This window comes from Paenibacillus sp. GXUN7292 (assembly GCF_050864975.1).
GTDB lineage: Bacteria > Bacillota > Bacilli > Paenibacillales > Paenibacillaceae > Pristimantibacillus.
Map to the genome: position 1 here is coordinate 1 of NZ_JBOZWO010000012.1, position 20,693 is coordinate 20,693.

Here is a 20,693-nt window from a genome sequence, read left to right on the forward strand (position 1 = left end):
TGCATTAACCGACGAAGAGGAAATCACGGTTACGGTGAACGAAGTAAATACAGCGCCAGTACTTGCAGCCATCGGAAACAAAACAGTGGATGAAGAAACGTTGCTCACATTTACGGCAATAGCAACGGATGCAGACCTGCCAGCGAATACGCTGACGTATAGTCTGGTTGGAGCTCCGACAGGAGCAAGCATCAACGCTGTGACGGGTGTATTCACATGGACGCCAACGGAAGCGGAAGGTCCGGGAGCTTATACGTTCATAGTTCGTGTAAGTGATGGTGCATTAACCGACGAAGAGGAAATCACGGTTACGGTGAACGAAGTCAACACAGCGCCAGTACTTGCAGCCATCGGAAACAAAACAGTGGATGAAGAAACGTTGCTCACATTTACGGCAATAGCAACGGATGCAGACCTGCCAGCGAATACGCTGACGTACAGCCTGGTTGGAGCTCCGACAGGAGCAAGCATCAACGCTGCGACAGGTGTATTCACATGGACGCCAACGGAAGCAGAAGGTCCGGGAGCATATACGTTCATGGTTCGTGTAAGCGATGGCACATTAAGTGATGAAGAGGAAATCACGGTTACGGTTAATGAAGTAAATACAGCGCCAGTGCTAGCAGCAATTGGAGATAAAACAGTAAATGTAGGAAGCCAGTTATCATTTACCGCAACGGCAACAGATGAAGATGAACCAGCTAACACGTTAACCTACAGCTTAGTCGATGCACCAGAAGGAGCTTTGATAGACAGTCAAACAGGTGAATTTACTTGGAAACCATCGGCAAAGCATGGTTCGAAAAAATATACGTTTACTGTAAAAGTGAGTGATGGAACTTTGACGGACGAGGAAACCATTACAGTTATGGTAAATGCAATATATACTGATGTCGTCATATCGAACCCTTTAGAAAATGCATTATTGGTATTAGTTAACGGGAAAGTTGTAAATGCAGGTACTGCAACGTCTTCGATAATAAACGGACAAAAAGTAATTACGGTTAGAGTAGATGAACAAAAGCTGATGCAACAAACTGAAGAAGAAGGTAAGCAAGCAGTCATTACGATTCCAGTGACCGCAGATGGTAATGTTGTTATTGCTGAGATTAATGGACGGATCATTAAAAATTTGGAGAAGCAGCAGGTGATGATTGTACTACAAACGAATAAGGCTTCGTACACGTTACCAGCTGACCAAATTGATATTTCAGCATTATCTTCTCAGCTTGGAGCAAATGTAGCATTAGAGGGTGTCAAAGTAAAAATTGAAATTGCAGAGCCGCTCGACAGTATGATGCAAAATATTAATGCTGCCATTAATCGCAAAGGGGTAACACAAGTTGTGCTACCGCTTAATTTCAAGGTTAGTGCAGAGTATGATGGGCGTACAGTCGAGATATCGCGGTTTAACGCCTATGTTGAGCGTACGATAGCCATTCCGGATGGAGTAGATCCGAACCGAATAACGACAGGGGTTGTTGTAGAACCAGATGGCACAATAAGACATATTCCTACTCAAATTAAAAAAGTGGGTGACCAATATTTTGCGGTTTTATCTAGCGTAACCAATAGCACTTATTCACTCATCTGGAATCCAGCACAATTTATTGATGTAGAGCATCATTGGGCGAAAGCTGCAGTTAATAATATGGGATCTCGTATGGTAGTTAGCGGAGTCGGAAATGGGATGTATAATCCTGATCAAGTCATTACTCGAGCTGAGTTTTCTGCTATTATTATCCGTGGATTAGGACTGCATTTATCACAAGAAAATAGTTTATTTACTGACGTAAAATTAACTTCTTGGTACCACAGTGCAGTTCAGACTGCATATGAATATGGTCTAATTAATGGATTTGAAGATGGCACCTTCCGCCCGAATGATAAAATTACGCGTGAGCAAGCTATGTTAATGATTTCTAAAGCGATGGTGTTAACAGGGCAGAAAAAGAGCTCTACAAATCAAACAAATGTCGATGTCATTCGTACATTTTCTGATGCTAGCACGGTATCTGATTGGGCACGTCAAGGCATTACAGATAGCGTAAGTGCAGGAATCATCTCAGGCAGAAATAATAACTTGTTAGCACCTAAAGCTAACATTACCCGAGCAGAGGTCGCGATAATTATACAAAGGCTGCTTCAAACTTCCGGTCTGATTGATAGATAATTCCGAGTCCGTACTGAGGTGAACGAATGTAAAATCGGACAAAATGAAATCGGTGCAGGTGCTGCTTAAAAATGCAGAATTCTAACGGACATTAACGACCCTTAGCTAGCGAAAAAAGCGTAATAAAAATTGTAACGGACATTGGTGACCTTTACGCGACGGAAACAGCAATTTTAGGGAGAGAATAGTGATTTTACGGTCATTTATGCCCGTTACAAATTAAAAAGGCAGGAAGCAAGTCTTTTACGGTCATTTATGTCCGTTACATTTTAAAAAGGTAGAAAACAAGTTTTTACGGTCATCTACACCAAACATACAGCTTGCCTGCATAATGAATTTTTGAAGACGCCAATAGGCGTCTTTTTTTAAATACAGGAATGTATATGTTTTCTCCCTATACTTGTTCCTATATTTCACCGAGAAACGGCACCTCCTTAGCCAAGGACACGCAGCGTTTCTTCTTGTTAACAATGATACTTCCAAGCGAATGAGTTAATAAAATATAGCAGTAGTATGCTGTTCCGTGTCCAATACACTCCTAAAAATAAGAAAATGAACGTTTTTAAAAGAATTTGAAATTGCGATTGCTCTCTCTGATCCTTTATTCTCATTAGCGAGGCACGGCAGGGAGCAGCGGCCGAGACCATCCGGGATGGGGAGAAGATTAATGGAGTATACGGCATTGGGGAAAACGAATTTTCACGTTTCCAGATTGGGGCTCGGCGGCGCGCCGCTGGGCGGAGACTATGGCGATGTGACGGACGAGCAAGCGATTCGGGTAATTGATGCTGCATTGGATTTTGGCATTAATTTTATCGACACTGCACCTCTGTACGGCGGAGGGGAAAGTGAACGGAGAGTTGGGCTGGCGTTGAAAGGCAAGCGGAATCGGGTAATTCTGGCGACCAAAGCGGTCGTGCGCGGCGTTCCTTATACGTACGAGAATACTCTTCGATCGGTAGAGGAAAGTCTGAAGCGGCTGCAGACCGATTATCTCGATCTGATTCAACTGCATGAGTTGGAATCCGTAAGCTATGAAGAGGCAATGGAAGGAACAATCGAGGCCTTCCTGAAGCTCAAGCGGGAGGGAACCGTGCGTGCGATCGGCGTCAATGCCGGCCAATTGAACAGGCTGCTGCCTTTTGTACGAGAGGGCACCATCGATACGATCCAAACCTTCGGGAGATACACGCTGTTGGATTACACCGCCAGGGATGAGTTGCTGCCATTAACCAGGCATGCGAATGTCGGCGTTATTCACGGAAGCCCTCTCTGCATGGGGCTGCTGACGGAGCAGCCGGCTCCGTTTCTGTACAAATATCCGGATAAGTTGGCAGAAGGGGAGCGACGAAAGCAGCAGCTCGAATTTCTCCGAAAGGGGAAGTCGAATGGGCTGGTAGAGCCGGCGATGCGCTTCAGTCTAGCCTGTCCTGATATTGCGGTGACTCTTACCGGGACGACATCAGTAGAGGAATTGACCCGAAATGTTACATATTGTGACGGGAAAGGCTTGTCCGCTGAAGACGAGCCCAGGGTGTTAGCCTTGTTTCCCGGACAGCCTTTACAATAAAGGAGGAGCAGCAATGAACAAGATCTATTATGTTGCGGTGAATGGCGACGACGCCAACGACGGAGGGACCTTGCAATGCCCGTTCCGCACGATCGGGAGAGCGGCGCAAGCAATGGAGGCTGGGGACGTATGCTTCATTCGGGAGGGCGTCTACCGGGAGACAGTGGCGCCTGTCCGCAATGGTCGGGAAGACGCACCTATTCGTTTTGAAGCTTATGGGAACGAGCGGGTAGTCGTCAGCGGCTGCGACGAGGTGACGGAATGGACGCAGCATGATGGGGCAGTCTACAAAGCGAAGCTGGATTGGGATTTGGGGGACGGCAGTGAAACGCTGGTCTACTTTGATGAGGAGCTTGGCATGGAAGCTCAATGGCCGAAAATCCGGGATCGGCTGGATCGTTCGCAATATGCACGTGTCGATGCGGCGACCAGCGGACTGACGAATAGCACGATTTTCGACGAAGACTTGCAGTCGTTTCCGGACGGTCACTGGGACGGGGCGATGGTTGCCTGCGTGAACGGAGTAGGCTATTTTATGTCCACAGCCAAAGTGAGCAGCTTTGCTGCAGGCACGCTTTATCACGAACAATGGGTCAGCTCGGCTGATCATTATCACACAAAACTGGGAGATCTGTATTTTATTACCCGGACGCTGCGCGCACTTGATACGGAGAAGGAATGGTATTACGGCTCCGGGGAAAGGATGCTGTATGTGATTGTGCCTGAAGGCAAGCACCCGGCGGATTGCGTTGTTGAAGTGAAGCGACGTGAGTATGCATTTGATCTGCGGTACAGGCAACATATCCATATTGCCGGCGTGGACTGCAGGGGCGCGAGCATTACGGCGGAGGAGGGCAGGCATTGCCTGATCCGGAAATCGCGCATTTACGGCATGGACCGCTCCTTCGGGTACCGTCAATCGATCTACGGAAGAACGCGAGGCGTGGCCCTGGGCGGATACGGCAATACGCTCCGTGACTGCGAAATTTCCCATTTCGAAGGAAACGGCATCTCCATTTCGGGGGAGCGCAACTCCGTGTACAACTGCTACATTCACGACGGCAACTTCGAGGCGACGTATGCGAGCATGATTTGGCTAACTGGCGTCGGTCATTGGGTATCCCGCTGTACGATTACGAGGAGCGGCCGGACGTCGATCTCAGGTGTATTTTCCCGTTCGATAATCGAATACTGCGACATTTCCTTCGCTAATGCGTTGACGAAAGATTCGGGCATGATTTATCTGTTCAATCATGACTTTGATCAGACGCAAATTCATCATAACTGGCTGCACGACAATTTGTCTGATCATCTGAGCTTCGGATTTTATATGGATGCTTGGACCAGTGGCATCAGCTTCTTCCGCAACGTCATCTGGAACATTCCCGAACGGGGCATGGTGCTGAACAGGCCAATCCAGAGGACGCTGATCTATAACAATACGTTTTTTCGCAAGGCGATTGCCGATTCGTCCATATTTTGCTTGGATGACATGTATGGTACACATATGGCCAATAATTTGTTCGCGGACGGTGAGATTCGCCGCTGGGGCGGTCACAGCGTTGTTTCACATAACCGTTTCGACGCCGATCCGCGGTTCGTCGATGCGGAGAACGGGGATTTCCGGTTGCGCGCGGACTCGCCAGTTATCGGTCAGGGCCTCCCCATTGCCGGGGTGACGGATGGTTATCGGGGGCTGGCGCCTGATCCTGGCGCGTATGAGTTCGGGGGAGAGGGGTGGATGCCCGGTCACAGTTTCGAACTTGCTAAGGTGCATGATCGGACAGGTGGAGGAGAGTTTGTTCCTTTGGAGCATGAAAGTCTGCTGCGCAACGGCGGATTCGAGGCAGGCGGGCTGGCGCCCTGGGTGGCCGTTTCCGGGACACCCCGCGTCGTGTTTGAATGTGCCTGGGATTACAGTAAAAACGGCGGCTATCCGACGGTCGTACGCAGCAACAAGTACGCTGCCGTGCTTGGCTCCGGTGAGCGAATAGAGCAGCAGGTAGCGGGGCTGAAGCCGAATACGTCCTACATTTTCTTCGCGGGTATCAAGTCGGGGGGCGAGTACCGGCAGGCCATCGAATATGCGGAAACGAACGCGAGCGGGCAGTGGGACCGGGAGCCGGACGGCACCCCGGCGATCTACCGGGATGTCCGATACGTTGGGCCGATGCACTCGAAGGAATGGATCAAGCTGGCCAGCATTGATTTCGGCGTTTCGGGCCAGTACGACAACGTTTCTATCGGACTGAATAAAGTGGTTGGCTCCGTAACGGTGGAGATCCGCATCGACCGGCTGGATGGCGAATTGATCGGCGCCGTCGCGCAGCAAACTCCTTACGACGGGGTTTGGCGCTATTTTGGCGCTCCGCTGAGTACAGTTGAGGGAGTGCACGACGTCTATTTGCTCCTAACAGGGGAAGGGCAGTGTCTAATCCATAATCTGCTGTTTCACAACACGTTTCGGGCTGGTGCGGCCCGGATGTCTGTTCGTGGGCACGGCGGCCCTGAAGAGGAGTTGGTTGTCAATCGTTGGAATTGGGAGAGCACGCTGTCGGAGCTGCATTTTACGACCGGTCCGGAAGTATCGCCGGTGACGGTGGCAATCGATAATGTCGGGGCGCTTGCGGTTATAGGAATGCCAGCCCAGCGAATATATGTCGACGACTGCGGTCTATGGGAGCAGCCATGAGCCATGATCAAGCCGATGCTAGATTCCAAATGATAGAAAGAAGGGGAATTAGCGAAGAATAGGCGAAGGTTTTTAGTAGATCATTCAGTGAGAGGAGATAGATGAGTATGCTGGAAATTCACGCTTATACGGAAGTGCTGCTGGCCCATCCGATGGTGGCGGCGGGACCTATTCCAAGCGCCCAGGACCCGGACGGGGTATATCCCTATGAAAGTTTTGCAGAAACAAGCCGCCGCCCCGTCCTGAAATCGTATCGATTCGTGAGGTTGGAGAACGATCATATTAAGGCGACCATATGTCCCGATTTGGGAGGCAAGGTATATTCCCTGGTTCATGCCGCGTCTGGCAAAGAAACGCTTTACACGATCCCGGCAGTTCGACCTGTGCGCATCCTGCCCCGGCAATTTTTCATTGGCGGGGGAATTGAGGTAAGCTTTCCGATTTCCCATTCCCCTGTACAGATCGTGCCCGTCCTTTATCAGACGATGGAAACGGAGGATCGGATATTCGTTTGGTGCGGAGAGAGGGAAACCCGGTTCGGCATGCATTGGACGGTGGAGTATTCGCTAGGCAAGGATGACGACTTCCTGACACAGCGCACTCTTTTTTATAATCCGACTTCTCAAGCGCATCCCTGGATGTCCTGGTCCAATGCAGGAGTGCCTGCCCGTCCAGATACTGAATTCTGGTTTCCGAAAGGACCAGTGCTGGCGCACGGCGATCGGATGGAAATGCTGGATTGGGAGAAGGAGGGGCCGAAAAGGCAGTGCGACATCGAACGGATGACTGGCTACTTCTGGCGGGAGCCGGACAGCGGGGCGTTTGGCGTATATACGCCAAGCTTGGGGAGCGGTTTGTACCATGTAGCCGATCGCGGGTCAATGCCCGGCATCAAACTATGGTCGGATGGCGTTGGCAAGCATGAGGCATGGGTTACCCAATATTCACTTGACGGGGAGCAATGTCTGGAAATTCAGGCCGGACCCATTATGGATCAATCGATCAAGCAGGAGCTGGCTCCGGGCGGCTCGCACCAACATGTCGAATTTTGGATTCCGACGGATCGGCGGCTAGATATTTATCAGCTGGAGGTTCCCGAGGTCGAACTGCCGGACGCCGGCCAAATTCCTTTGTTCGGCTTTGCTCGCAGCGAGGAAACGGAATTATGGGAGCAGGTGGCGGAGGCATGGCGTAAAAAAAGTCCCGAGCTTCTTCCACTTCCTCCGGGGGCGGACGACAACAGATGGGCCATCTCCGGTTATGAAGAGCTGGAAGAGGCAATTCGCTTTGCAGCGGCAAGCCGACCCGATCAGGAGAGCGCCTGGCGCATGCAGCTTGGCGCATGGTATGCGGGCAAAGACCGGATTGACGAGGCGCTTGCGGAGCTGGAGGCTTCGGGAGAGGATCGGGCATGGGCGCTGGCCGCACGGTTGTATCGGCGCAATAAGGGAGATAGGGCAAAGGCTGCCGAGTGCTATCGCAAAATTCGGTCGCAGGCGTTTGCCCTGCATCCTCAAGTGACTTATGAACGGGATTTGGCGCTGTCCGGGATCGGACCGCAAACGTTGGCCGAGAGGGAATACTGGCTGGCGCGGACGAGTGCTCTTCAGGACGAATGGCTGGCGGAGCGGCGCGCCGCATGGCTGGCGGATGCGGGAAGGTTTGCCGAAGCAAAACGTTTGCTGGAAGGGACGGCTTTTCAGCTGGTTCATCAGCGTTACGCCCGAACGAAGCTGTGGCGTCGGATTATGGAGGGGATGGGCGAGCCGGAGCATGAAGCGCCTGCTTTTCTGGGCGAGGACGATTTATTCGAATTTGGCGCATATAGGGAATATAGAGAGAGCATCGACTAACTTTGGAACAAAAAAATTGCCACCTATTGTTCTAACAGTCGCCACAGTGCTTATTCGGCGGCTTTCAAACAATTTTATTGTCTAACGGTTGCCGTTGCGGCTATTTCACTATTTCAAGCATAATTTTGCACTTTCTACGCAATTAGGCGCTCACACAACCGTTAGCCTGTAAAAAGTGACTTTTATGTCCATTTAGCCGCTGTGACAACCGTTAGCTACAACAGTCATAGTCGCTGCGAATAAAAAATCTCAATTGGCAAAAGGGATCGGTTTGGCCTGAAAACTGGTTATTGTCATCTCCGGAGCAACGGTTTATAATGTGAATGTGAAGTTAAAACTTCATTATATATTTAAATATGGTGCTAAAACTTCAAATAAAGGGATAGATTTTATGGAGCAGATTCAAAATAAGGTTCGCAGAATGTTTGACGGCTTGACGGCAGGCCAGCGGAAGGTAGCAAAGTTTCTACTGGAGGATCCGGGCCGGATTGCGACTCTGTCGGCCAAGGAGGTCGGCGCTCGCACCGGCACGAGCGAGACGACTGTAATACGCTTTAGCGTCGAGGTCGGCTATACCGGCTACGGCATGCTTCAGAAGGAAATTCAGAATGCGCTGGTGCAGGAGCGGAAGAACGCCAATCCGATCGTCAGTCTGGGCGAGGCGGCTGCCGGCGAGCCGGAAGACCCGGCGGCCTACATCGCTTATCGCAGGAGCATGAATGTGGCGAATGTGGAGCGCACGCTGGCCGAGCTTAGTCCAGCGGCGCTGGAGCAAGCAGTTGAGCTTATACGCTCAGCCTCGCACATTGTGATCATCGGCTTGCGGGCTTCGTTCGCCCCGGCACATTGGCTCACTTATTCGTTAAATATTCTTCGAGGAAATGTCTACCTTTACCATGGCGGCATGGAGGATGGAAACTCCTTATTATCTAGAGTACAGCCCGGCTGGCTTGTGATAGCGCTCTCTTTCCCCAGATATATGCGAGAAACTCATGAATTTGCTAAAGAGGCAAAGCGGCGCTCCGCCCAGGTTCTTGCGATCACCGATCGCGAGTTGTCTCCTCTAGGGCTGCTGGCGGATCAACTGCTGAAGGTTGAGGTCGAACCGCCGGTCACGCTGCAAGGGATGCCGGCTGTATTCGCGCTGCTAAACACACTGACCGGCTTTTTGACCGTACGGGACCGCGTGCAGGTGCAGCAACGACTGGAGCAGGAGCAAGCGATCGGGGAACGCTCTTTTTACTTTGTAAATCCGGCGGATGCCGATTGATGGGAGGGCCCGGGTGAAAACCGGCGCTTGCGATTGGAGGAATGGATCATGGAGCAGTTGACGTATCGCTCGGTAACGGATTTCTATGAGCTGCGGGTGCTGTCGAAGCTTCAAAGCACCGCATGGCCGATGGAGATGTTTACTTCGGCTGTTCAGATGAAAGCGGTAGTGCAGCATGGCGGATCAGTAATCGCCGCATACGAGGGCGAAAGGCCTGCCGGTTTCTGTTACGGCTTCGCCGCATACGATGGCAATGAACCGTATTTGCATTCGCATATGATGGTCGTCCATCCCGATTTCCGCGACCGAGGGGTAGGTACCAGGCTCAAGCTGGAGCAGCGGCTGTGGGCGATCGAGCAAGGCTATTCGGCGATTACCTGGACCTATGATCCATTCCAGCTTCGTAATGGTTACTTGAACTTGTGCAAGCTCGGAGGAACAGTGAGCATTTACATGCCGGCAATATACGGCTGCGACGAGCAGGGGGACCCGAGCGATCGCTTCCTGATCCGATGGGAGCTGACATCTCCGCGGGTTTGCTCGGCGATACGGAGCAAGCGTGCGGCAGATCCACGGTGGCTGGATTATGTGAAGCTGGTCGACGACGCGGCGAACCCGAATGGGAGATTGCCAGCGTGGGATTCGCTCAGCGGAGGCTATTTGCTGGCTGTGCCGCGGGACGCTGCAGGGATCAAGAAGAACAGACCAGACGTGATCGTTGCATGGAAGCTGTGGCTGCGCGAGCTGTGCGAAGAGGCATTCGGCCGCGGATTCCGCATCGTCGGCCTGCTTCCAGGGGATACGGAAGTCGACTATTACGTGCTGGAAGGAGAGATATAATTATTGAACGTTCCCGAATGGAATCAACGAATTCAACGCTGGATGGCTGATCAAGCCGCCGGAATGGAGCGAATGTATGCGGAATTGCACGAGTTGGCTGAAATTGGTTGGCAGGAGCATCTTACAACCGCTTATATTGGTGAGCGGTTAAGCGAGGTTGGCCTGGAAGTGCGAACATTCGCAGAGCATACCGGAGCTATCGGCACTTGGAGCGGTCCGGGCGGCGGCCGCAGCGTAGCGCTGCGCGCTGATATGGATGCGCTATGGCAGCCCGTAAACGGACAGTGGCGGGCCAATCATTCATGTGGCCACGATGCGCACATGACGATGGTATTTTTTGCTGTTCGTTGTCTGAAGGAGATCGGGTACCAAGTGCCGGCAGGCGAGCTGTTGGCGGTATTTCAGCCGGCCGAGGAAACGGCTGAAGGGGCGAAAGCGCTGTTGCTGACCGGCCTGCTGGACGCTGCAGACTGTATGCTTGGCATCCATTTACGGCCGCAAAGAGAGCTTGCTAACGGGGTGGCATCGGCCGGGATTTACCATGGCGGCGTCGCCAAAATGCACGGCCGGATTCACGGCCGGCAGGCCCATGCCGCTCGGCCCGAGGACGGCATTAATGCGCTCGAGACGCTCGCCGCGATCGTAACGGCCGTCAGAGCGATCCGGGCGGACCTGGAGAGCGGCGCCTCCTGCAAGGTAACGACGGCGCGGGTGCCGAACGAAAGCGACAACGTTATTCCGGACGAGGCAGAGTTCGCGATCGATATCCGTGCCTCGTCGTTCGAAAAGCTGGAGCGGCTTGCGGAGCGCGTACGGCAGACCGCGGCGGAGATTGGAGAGGCTGATGGAGCAGAGGTAGTGACGGACTGGGTGATCAAGGCGGCGCCAGCTATTCCAAATATCGATATGGAGCGCATTGTCGGCGAGGCGATCGTCGAGGTGCTGGGTGAGAAAGGGCTGGCCCTTCCCGTCATCACGCCGGGAGCGGAGGATTTTCATTTTTACGCTATGGAGCGCAGGTCGCTTCAAGCGACGATGATCGGGCTCGGCTGCGGATTGGCGCCGGGGCTGCATCATCCGGAGATGACCTTTGATCATGAAGCGATGCGCACGGGTGCGGCGATTCTGGCCATGTCCGCGATTAAGCTATTAGAGGAGGGGCGGCAGCGATGAATATACGGAACATCACATTAAGACATATGAGCATGCCTTTGCTGAAGCCGTTCACGACCAGCTTCGGCACCTTGAAGGATAGGGAATTTATTGTGGTCGAGGTGACGGATGCAGAAGGAAGATCTGGGTGGGGAGAGTCCGTTGCCTTCGTCGAGCCCTCCTATAATGAAGAGACGCTCAAGGGCAACTGGCATCTGCTGGAGAAGTTTTTGATTCCGCTGCTAAGCGCGGAGGAAATCGGGCATCCGGCTGAATTGGCGGAGAGGTTCAGCCCGATCCGCGGCAACCGGATGGCCAAGGCGGCGCTCGAGACCGCTTGCTGGGATCTGTACGCCAAGCAGCAGGGCCGATCGCTTGCCTCCGTCATCGGTGCGGCGAAGACATCGATTGAGGTCGGGGTCAGCATTGGTATCCAGGCTTCTTTGGAGCAACTGCTGGAGATGATCGAGCAGCGGCTTCAAGCCGGCTACAAGAGGATGAAGATCAAGATTATGCCGGGCTGGGATGTCGATATCGTCGACGGCGTACGTCAAAAGTATCCTGATATTCCATTAATGGTGGACGCCAACTCTGCGTATACGCTTGCTGATGTGGATCATTTGCGGCGGCTGGACGATTATCAGCTCATGATGATCGAACAACCGCTGGCGCATGATGATATCGTAGACCACTGCGAGCTGCAGCGACAGCTGCATACGCCGATCTGTCTGGACGAGAGCATTCATTCAGCCGATGACGCGCGTAAAGCGATCGAACTGGGCAGTTGCCAAATTATTAATATAAAGACGGGCCGAGTCGGGGGACTGACAGAGGCAATCAAGCTGCATAACTTATGTATGGAGCGGAAAATCCCGGTATGGTGCGGCGGCATGTTCGAATCGGGCATCGGCCGGGCGCATAATATTGCGCTGTCGGCGTTAAGCAACTTCACCTTGCCCGGAGATACGGCAGCTTCGTCGAATTATTGGGAAGAGGACATCGTCGATCCTGCTGTAATTGTACGGGACGGCCGGATCGATGTGCCGGAAGGTCCGGGTATTGGGTATATTGTAAATCCGGAGCGTCTCGCCAAATATACACTGCACTGTGAAGTTTTTGAGGTATAAGCTGAGGCTGTCGATTAACTCTGAGCAACTTGTAGTGACGATTGAATTTTGCAGCTAAGTTGCTTATCCACAAGCAGCAAATGATATAGAGCTAATCTATCATTCGGGGAAGGGTGAAGGGTATGTTTCCCAAAGGCGATCATAAGACCGACTTCTTCAAAGCGATTATTATTTTTGCGACTTTGACCGTTGTCATGATTGGTGCTTTCGGATTCTATTTGTATTCTAACTCTCAGACCTTGGTGACGCAGGAGATATCCCGTGACAGCTTATACAGGCTTCAGCACGTACGTGATTATTTGGAGATGACTGTGCTGAAGCGCTACGAGGAGCTGTTCCAGGATAAAGTGGTCTCCACCGCTTTCCAAAAATATGACGGGCTGGGTCTGCTGTTGGACGAACCGAACAGCAGTCTGGGTTACCGGTTTTTGGTCTTGCACAATGATATTCAAAATGTCAAGCTAGCGCAAGAAGGCTTGTCCAATGTGACCGTACATTTCTTGAAAACGGGATATACGGTCGATTCCCAGTACTTATACGAGAAACCTGGAAATTCCAAGGATGCACAATTTATTAGCGAGCTGAGTCACTTTCCGCTCAATCGATGGACGATACGCAGTGGCAGCGGGAACGGGCAAGTGATGACCTATTTGCGCTCGCTGCCTTACGGTTCCTCGCATGAAAATGCGAAGGGCTATCTGTATCTGGACATCAGTCTCGATTATGTGACGGGGCTGCTTGGCGGGATGTTGGGCTCCAAAGAGGAGCAGTTCTATATCGTCGATGAGGACGGTACGACGTTGTTGACGAACTCGGGGCAGGCAGTGAGCGGGTTTGACAGCTCGAAAGAGCTGGCGGGGTCGGTCGCATCGGTGAACGTGACGGAAGAAGAGGGGCGACCGACGGTATGGGCGTATTCTCCTGCGAGCCTGTCTAAGTATGGTTGGGGCTTTATTGTAGCACGTCCGCTGAATTCGCTGCTGCTCGATTCGAAGAAGCAGCAACATAATTTGCTTGTCTTCTCCATAATAACCGCCGTCGTAGGTTTGGCGGTTTCGCTGCTTATGTCCAGACGAGTTTATGTGCCCCTGAAAAAAATGATGAGCAGCCTTCAGACGCTTCACCTCAGTTTGGAGAAGACGCGGCTTCTGAAGCTGATACATGGGGATATAGAGGAAGCCGGATCGTACGCTTATGCGGAACGGTCGCAATTGGTGGCGGCATATATTCGGCTGCGCTCTGGAGAGCTGGAGCCCGCAGCGCTCGGTCATTGGTTCCAAGTCAGACCGTTCTGCTGGGAGGCAGTGGCGGTTTCACGGGAGGAACTGGTCGTGTTGTTCATTCTGGAACAAGACGATCCGAATACGGACGCGACAGTCAAGGAGGCGCTGCGATCGCTGCAAGACGAGCTTGGCGGCGTTTGTGAGTTCTCTGCCGGGTACGGACGTTCGACGGACAGACTATCACATGTTTCCGAATCGTTCAGGGAAGCGAAGCATGCGGCCAGATACGAGTTTCTGTTCGGACCTTCCGCTATCGTTGGCTTTCACGAAGTCGAGGCTCGTCGCAATACGTATGAAGATATGAACTTCGAGGGCTTCGAGAAGGGAATTCATACACAAGATATGCAAGCGGTTACAACGTATTTGAAAGGGTTCGAACGCACCTTGATCGACGGTGGCTACGGAATCGAGACGGCCGAATGGGCGCTGATGCAGCTAAGCGTGTGTATGCGTCGCATGGCGCTTCATTACCGATTGTTCGATCGGCTGGAAATTCCCGACATGTCCCGTACGCTGAAAGAAGGCACGCTGGGGGATGGACTGGAACGGATCGAAGCCAACGTCCGGCAAATCATCGCTTGGCTGAGCAGTGATGCTCCTCACGCGCATGCCGAGACGATCAATGTCATACAGCGTTATATTCACGAGCATCTTTATGAAGATATTTCGCTGGATCAAGTGGCCGAGCTGGTATCCTTCTCCCCTTCCTACATCTCCAAGCTGTTTACCGAAGTATTGCATACGCCGTTTATCGAATATTTGAGCCGCGCTCGGCTGGAGCTTGCAGCGGAGCTGCTGCGGGACGGCCAGGAATCGGTGACGCGGATCGCAGAACGGGCTGGGTACAGCAACGTCCAATATTTCTGTACGAAGTTTAAGGCGAAATATGAGATGACACCTAACCAATACCGTAAGTTTACACGGACGGCGCTTCAGACTGAGGTCGTCTAGCAGCTCAGATCTGCATGTCAGCGGATTTCCCTTGAGGAAAGCCGCTTTTTTTGACAAACGTTGCTTAAAAGTATACAAAATCACATAAATCTGAACTGGATTTGGAGATGAAATTCCTTCTAAAATAGGAGCGAACAACAAGATTTGCGGCAATAAAATTTACAGATTGGAGACCTGCCTATGGCATTATTGACAAGAAGGAGGCAACAGACGGCTGAAAGCAGATGGAAGCGCTACAAAAAGCATAAGTACCTGTTTATATTGCTGCTCCCGGCATTGATCTGGTATACGGTTTTTCAATATGCTCCTTTGTATGGCGTGCAACTGGCATTCAAGGATTTTCGTGTACTGGAAGGGATCAACGGAAGCCCATGGGTCGGCTTTAAGCACTTTGAGGTGATGTTTACCTCGACCAGCCAATTTTGGAGAGTATTTCGAAATACCGTTGTCATCAGTCTATATCACATCATTTTCGGATTTCCGGCTGCCATCGTTCTGGCACTCATTTTTAACGAGATTAGAGGAAAAGTGTTCAAGCGGGTCACACAGTCGATCAGCTATTTGCCGCATTTCCTTTCTTGGGTTATTCTTGCAGGTCTGTTCGGCACGATTTTGTCGCCAAGCACAGGAATCGTCAATTATGTGCTGACGCTGTTCGGCTTGGACACGATCTACTTTCTAGGCGATCCCGCCTACTTCAGATTCACCTTGGTGGTCACGAGTATTTGGAAGGAGGTCGGCTGGGGAACGATTATCTATTTGGCCGCACTGGCCTCGATCAATCCAAGCTTATATGAAGCGGCAAGCATCGACGGCGCCGGACGATGGAAGCAAACGCTGCATATTACACTGCCTTCTATTTTGCCGGTCGTCTGCATCATGTTTATTTTTCAGATCAGCGGCATTCTGGACGCGGGCTTCGACCAGATACTGAACCTGTATCATCCGGCGGTATATGAAGTTGCTGATATTCTGGACACGTATGTGTTCAGGGTCGGTCTGTCTCAGATGCAGTACAGTCTGACGACGGCAGTCGGCTTGTTCAAAAATGTGATCGCACTCTCCCTGGTATTGGGAACCGATTATTTAATCAAAAAAGCGGGCCAGGAAGGGCTGTTCTAAGGAGGGATACGATGTTTTCACGCATGACAATCGGCGAAAAATGGTTTCAGGTATTCGCGGTAATGTTCATTGCCGGATTAAGCGTTCTGTTTGTGTATCCCTTCATCCATGTATTGTCGATCTCGCTCAGCACGCCGACTGAAGCAATACGACCGGGACTTCATCTGTTTCCTCAGGAGTTTTCCTTGGAGGCTTACCGGAAAGCGATTTCATCTGCGCAAATCTGGTACGGCTTTCGCAACACCATTTTCCGGACGGTCGTCGGCACGGCGCTGTCGGTTATAGTGATGGTGATGGCCGCTTATCCTTTATCCAAAAAATATTTGCCGGATCGCCGCTTCTACACGCTGTTTATCGTGATGACGATGTTTTTCAGCGGCGGCCTCATTCCGTCCTATTTGCTTGTCAAAAGCCTGGGAATGTACGATTCCCTGTCGGTCTATATCATTCCGATGCTCTTTAATACATTCTCGCTCCTGATTTTACGCAACTTTTTCCTCGGCATTCCTCAGGAGCTGGAGGATTCGGCCCGGATGGACGGAGCCAACGATATTCGTATTCTGTTCTCCGTCGTGCTGCCGCTGTCGGCGCCGATTATCGCGACGATTACGCTTTGGTCCGCGGTCCGCTACTGGAATGAATGGTTTCAGGCGCTTATCTACATTCAGGACCAGACCAAGATCGTGCTGCAGATCTATCTGCGCAGACTTGTCGTGGAGAATCAAGATATGGAGCTGCGAATGCTGATGTCTCAGCAGCCGGGTCAGGAAACCGTGACGCCAGAGACGGTCAAGGCCGCTGTCCTTATGATCATTACGGGGCCGATCATCGTCATCTATCCGTTCCTGCAAAAGTATTTCGTTAAAGGGGTGATGATCGGCTCCTTGAAAGAGTAGCGAGGCAAGCACTAAATTTGGACCATTTTTTTCAAAAAGGGAGGAGAAAGTATGGTAACAGGTGTTAAATTTAAGTTTTTGACGGCGGCGATTGCCGTTATCCTGCTGCTCTCGGCGTGTAGCAATGGAGGGGGAAATACCAAGCCTTCTGCCAGCGGCGGGACGTCTGCCCCGTCAGAAACCGCCTCGTCTGCGCCTACTGCGCAGTCGAAGGAGACGATCAATCTGCTATGGCTGAGCTTCGATCCGCCAGAGGGCGATGAAACGCCGGTTCAGAAGTTTTTGGAGGAACGCTTTAACGTGAAAATCGAGAACATGCGGGTGGACCGTACCAGTTGGACGGAGCACCTAAATATTCGCTTGGCAACGGGTGAAATTCCCGACCTGTTCTTCCTATGGTCGCAAGGGGAAATTCTGGATTACTCCAATCAGGGCTTGCTAACCGAGCTGCCGATCGACCTCATCAAGGAGAAAATGCCCAAATATGCGGCTTCTGTTGACGAAATGGATCCTGCCATCTGGGATCTGGCGGTCGTAGACGGCAAGAACTTCGCGATCCCGCTCTACTGGCTGGAAGGGCTGACGCCGTTCCTGCCGGCTTATAATGGCGATTGGCTGAAGGCAGCCGGCTTCGACAAAGCGCCGGAGACGCTGGAGGAGTTCGAGAAATTGGTGTATTATTTCGCGCATAACGATCCCGACCAGAATGGTAAAGCAGATACGATAGGCTATTCGGGCAGCGGCAAGGACTCGCTGGCTACGCTGGCGTTCAATTCCGTCTACTCGGCGTTTGGCACGAGTCCCGGCGCCTGGCTGAAAGCTGATGACGGCAGTCTGATCAACGCGATGGTTTCCGAAAGAACTCGCGAGGCGCTTAAAGTGCTAAATAAATGGTACAAGGACGGCGTTATCGACAAGGAGTTTTTGACGACGGATTATGCTAAGGTTCGGCAGGATCTGGCCAATAGAAGAGCGGGAATTATAGATAGAGGCATGTGGAACAGCTACTCGCTCGCCATCGGGCCAGAATTCAAGGGACAAAATCCGGATACGGAGCTGGTCATCGGCAAGCCGCTAATTGGTCCTTACGGAGACAATGCCGGCTTCTCATGGGGAGTCAAAAACAATTTCGTGGGCATGGGTGCCCAGGTAGCGAAGGATCCGGAAAAAATGGATAAATTGTTTGAAATTTTGGAAGCGATGGTTTCGGATGAAGAAGTATATAAAATGACTTACTTTGGCATTGAAGGAGAGCATTATGATCTGGTAGACGGTGTTCCAACGCCTAAGGAACAGTACGTGAACTTGACGGAGCGCGGAGCAAAGGTCGGAGCAAGCAGCTATTACAATATCTTCGGCACTAAGTCCAGCTACATGTCGCAATTCGATCTGTCGAAGGAGCAGGCCGAGTTCAAGAAGCGGACGACGGAAGGCGTCCCGGCATTTAACAGCCTGCTTACGTTCATCGTACCGGAATCGTCCCAATACCCGGATTTGAACCGGATTCGCGATGAATACTTGATCAAGTTCATTATTGGCGAGGTTAATCTGGATCAAGGGTTTGACGATTTTGTAAAGCTGTGGAATTCTTCTGGAGGAGAGGCGCTGACGAAGGCGGTTAACGATCGTTACGCCACATTGAAATAATGAATATATTGAATTCGACAGGCTGTACCGCTGACATGCAGCTCCGCGAGGAGATCGCGGAGCGCTGCCGGCGGCAGCTTAAGAAGCTGGCGGATGCGAGAAGCCGGGCTGCGAGCAGCGAAGAATGGGAATGCTTGCGCCGTCCGCTGCTGGACGTTATTCGTGCCGCGTTTCCCACCTTCATGTACGACAGGGGGCCGCTAACTTCGCGAGTGGTCAGCCGTCATAACTTTGGCGACTATCGAGTGGAAAACGTTATTTTCGAGTCTTATCCGGGCTGGGAGGTAAACGGCACAGTTTATTTACCCGCGCAGCCGGGCCGTTATCCAGGCGTCGTTTGCCCGACGGGGCATAGCTGCAAGACGGGTGAAAGCTACCAAATTTCTGCGCAGACGTTTGCGCTCAACGGCTATGCGGCTATCTCGTTCGATCCGCCTGGTGTGGCTGGAGAGATCGGACATATGAACGATCATTTTACCAACGGGCTGATCGGCTATCTGACAGGAATCTGGAGCAACACGCATTTCGTTCTGGATGCGATACGTTGCATCGATTATTTGGAAACCCGGGACGATATCGATTTCAGCTCGGGCGGAGTGGCCATGACTGGCGTATCCGGCGGCGGTGCGACAACGATCTATGCTTCGCTGCTTGATGATCGTATCCGTTTTCTAGCGCCGGTATGTTGTCTGAACGAGCATGAATCATTGCATTTGACGGACTGGTACACGAGCTGTCCGGAGCAGTTCGCAACCGGGCTGATCGCACATGGCATCGACTTCACGGATTTGATTGCGCTTCAAGCGCCGAAGCCGTGCCTGATCGTCGGCGGCAGAGAGGATGATTTGTTCGACTACCGCAACACCCAGCGCTTGTATCACGACGCAGCGGACGTCTATCGGCTGTATGGGCGAGAGAGCGAGCTGGGATTGTTCTTGGATGATTGCGGTCACGCGTATTCACTGAACATGGCAAATGAAGTAGTACGCTGGATGAACCGCGTGTTCAAGCCGGGGGTTCAGCCGCTCCCGCTTCGTCTGGAAAACTTGTCGGTCCAGAAGCCGGAGCTGCTGCACTGCCATCCTTCGAACGAAGTTAACATGTATACGATCAACAGGGATGAGGGCAGACGGCTATTCAATAGCCGTGCCGTACCGGTGGGAGAAGCAGGCTCGACGTACCTGAAGGAGCGGCTGCGGCAGACGCTCGGATTGGAGCATGCAGACTTTCCTCGGGAGGCCGACGCAAGTTCACGGGTAAGAGTACAAGAGCAAAAGCCAACCGGCGCTTACCAGTTCCGTGCTGTCAGCTTGCGGACGACGTTCGAGAGCGAGGTGCCGGGCTTGATGTTGCGGCGGACGAGGCCTTCCAGCGGCGTTGTCGGCGCAAGTGCAGATGCGTCCGGCAGGCTGCCGGCCGTGCTGATGATTGATGAAGCGGGCAAATGGGACGGCTTTCGCAGCTTCGGCCCGTTGACAGCGCTCGGAGATGCGCTGGTGTACAGCATAGACGTCAGCGGCTTCGGGGAGCTTGCGCCCCGCCCGGTCTGGCACGATGTGGCACCTTGGTGCGATATCGAACGGGTGCTTACGTACCTGTCCGTAGCTGCAGACCGGCCGATCATGGGCCTGCGGGTGCGGGACGCCCTGCACGCTTGGCAATATATGCGCGGGCTGCCGGAGGTCGATCCGAATCGACTCATACTGGCGGGCAAAGGTTTGGGAGCGACGGTGGCGCTGCTGACCTCGCTGCTTATCGGTCCCTTTCACAAGCTGGTGCTATGGGATTCATTGTTGAACTATCAGGCGCTGACCGAGGAATTCCCGTTCGCCTGGAAGCAAAGCGTCGTCGTACCGGACATTTTGCTGCACTATGATCTGCAGGACTTGCTGCGAAACGCTCCCTGCAGCAATAAAACGGTCATCAATCCGCTGAACGCCGCGCGGGAGTTCGTCGACCTGACGCATGCTAGCGCGCTATATCCGGAGGACGTACAGATTTTTGCCGGTCTGGAGGAAAGCCGAGCCAGAGACGCCTTCGTGCAGGCTATTCTGGCTGAGTAGCAAAATTCTGCCCGACCTTTTAAGTACGGCCGTTCTCGTCATTCATCGATGGCG

Annotated in this window: 13 protein-coding genes; all 13 read left to right on the forward strand. The window is 52.3% G+C overall.

Annotated features, from left to right (window positions below):
• On the forward strand, window positions 1-2,173 hold a 2,173-nt coding region (locus ACRRU2_RS11965), incomplete at its 5' end, for an S-layer homology domain-containing protein (protein ID WP_432501851.1).
• Between the two features lie 667 nt (window positions 2,174-2,840).
• A complete protein-coding gene (locus ACRRU2_RS11970; protein WP_432501853.1) occupies window positions 2,841-3,743 on the forward strand; it encodes an aldo/keto reductase in 903 nt (300 codons plus the stop codon).
• A 13-nt stretch (window positions 3,744-3,756) separates the two neighbouring features.
• Window positions 3,757-6,435, forward strand: a complete 2,679-nt coding sequence (locus tag ACRRU2_RS11975) for a right-handed parallel beta-helix repeat-containing protein (RefSeq protein ID WP_432501856.1) — start codon at window positions 3,757-3,759, stop codon at window positions 6,433-6,435.
• Window positions 6,436-6,542: 107 nt separating this feature from the next.
• Entirely contained in the window at window positions 6,543-8,288 is a 1,746-nt protein-coding gene (locus ACRRU2_RS11980) for a DUF5107 domain-containing protein (protein ID WP_432501857.1), read from the forward strand.
• A 319-nt stretch (window positions 8,289-8,607) separates the two neighbouring features.
• The gene (locus ACRRU2_RS11985) at window positions 8,608-9,558 is read left to right on the forward strand and encodes a MurR/RpiR family transcriptional regulator (RefSeq protein ID WP_432501859.1); all 951 of its coding nucleotides are present in this window, start codon (window positions 8,608-8,610) and stop codon (window positions 9,556-9,558) included.
• 48 nt (window positions 9,559-9,606) lie between these two features.
• Window positions 9,607-10,398 (forward strand): GNAT family N-acetyltransferase, encoded by a 792-nt coding sequence (locus tag ACRRU2_RS11990; RefSeq protein ID WP_432501861.1) that lies wholly within the window; start codon window positions 9,607-9,609, stop codon window positions 10,396-10,398.
• A 3-nt stretch (window positions 10,399-10,401) separates the two neighbouring features.
• Window positions 10,402-11,571: an amidohydrolase gene (locus ACRRU2_RS11995; RefSeq protein ID WP_432501863.1), complete on the forward strand. Its 1,170-nt coding sequence runs from the start codon at window positions 10,402-10,404 to the stop codon at window positions 11,569-11,571.
• Complete coding sequence (gene menC / locus ACRRU2_RS12000) at window positions 11,568-12,677, forward strand: o-succinylbenzoate synthase (RefSeq protein WP_432501865.1); 1,110 nt, start codon at window positions 11,568-11,570, stop codon at window positions 12,675-12,677. Before ACRRU2_RS11995 ends, menC begins: the two co-directional genes overlap by 4 nt.
• Before the next feature lie 122 nt (window positions 12,678-12,799).
• A complete protein-coding gene (locus ACRRU2_RS12005; protein WP_331700329.1) occupies window positions 12,800-14,911 on the forward strand; it encodes a helix-turn-helix domain-containing protein in 2,112 nt (703 codons plus the stop codon).
• A gap of 180 nt (window positions 14,912-15,091) precedes the next feature.
• Window positions 15,092-16,033, forward strand: a complete 942-nt coding sequence (locus ACRRU2_RS12010) for an ABC transporter permease (RefSeq protein WP_432501868.1) — start codon at window positions 15,092-15,094, stop codon at window positions 16,031-16,033.
• Between the two features lie 11 nt (window positions 16,034-16,044).
• Complete coding sequence (locus tag ACRRU2_RS12015) at window positions 16,045-16,929, forward strand: carbohydrate ABC transporter permease (RefSeq protein WP_432501871.1); 885 nt, start codon at window positions 16,045-16,047, stop codon at window positions 16,927-16,929.
• A gap of 51 nt (window positions 16,930-16,980) precedes the next feature.
• Window positions 16,981-18,576 (forward strand): extracellular solute-binding protein, encoded by a 1,596-nt coding sequence (locus tag ACRRU2_RS12020; protein WP_432501873.1) that lies wholly within the window; start codon window positions 16,981-16,983, stop codon window positions 18,574-18,576.
• 35 nt (window positions 18,577-18,611) lie between these two features.
• Entirely contained in the window at window positions 18,612-20,639 is a 2,028-nt protein-coding gene (locus ACRRU2_RS12025; protein ID WP_432501875.1) for an acetylxylan esterase, read from the forward strand.
• Window positions 20,640-20,693: the final 54 nt, after the last annotated feature.

Coding starts and splice junctions, on each gene's coding strand:
- menC (WP_432501865.1), top strand. CDS start 11,568: ATGAATATACGGAACATCACATTAAGACATATGAGCATGCCTTTGCTG.
- ACRRU2_RS12010 (WP_432501868.1), top strand. CDS start 15,092: ATGGCATTATTGACAAGAAGGAGGCAACAGACGGCTGAAAGCAGATGG.
- ACRRU2_RS11990 (WP_432501861.1), top strand. CDS start 9,607: ATGGAGCAGTTGACGTATCGCTCGGTAACGGATTTCTATGAGCTGCGG.
- ACRRU2_RS12015 (WP_432501871.1), top strand. CDS start 16,045: ATGTTTTCACGCATGACAATCGGCGAAAAATGGTTTCAGGTATTCGCG.
- ACRRU2_RS11970 (WP_432501853.1), top strand. CDS start 2,841: ATGGAGTATACGGCATTGGGGAAAACGAATTTTCACGTTTCCAGATTG.
- ACRRU2_RS12020 (WP_432501873.1), top strand. CDS start 16,981: ATGGTAACAGGTGTTAAATTTAAGTTTTTGACGGCGGCGATTGCCGTT.
- ACRRU2_RS11975 (WP_432501856.1), top strand. CDS start 3,757: ATGAACAAGATCTATTATGTTGCGGTGAATGGCGACGACGCCAACGAC.
- ACRRU2_RS11980 (WP_432501857.1), top strand. CDS start 6,543: ATGCTGGAAATTCACGCTTATACGGAAGTGCTGCTGGCCCATCCGATG.
- ACRRU2_RS12005 (WP_331700329.1), top strand. CDS start 12,800: ATGTTTCCCAAAGGCGATCATAAGACCGACTTCTTCAAAGCGATTATT.
- ACRRU2_RS12025 (WP_432501875.1), top strand. CDS start 18,612: ATGCAGCTCCGCGAGGAGATCGCGGAGCGCTGCCGGCGGCAGCTTAAG.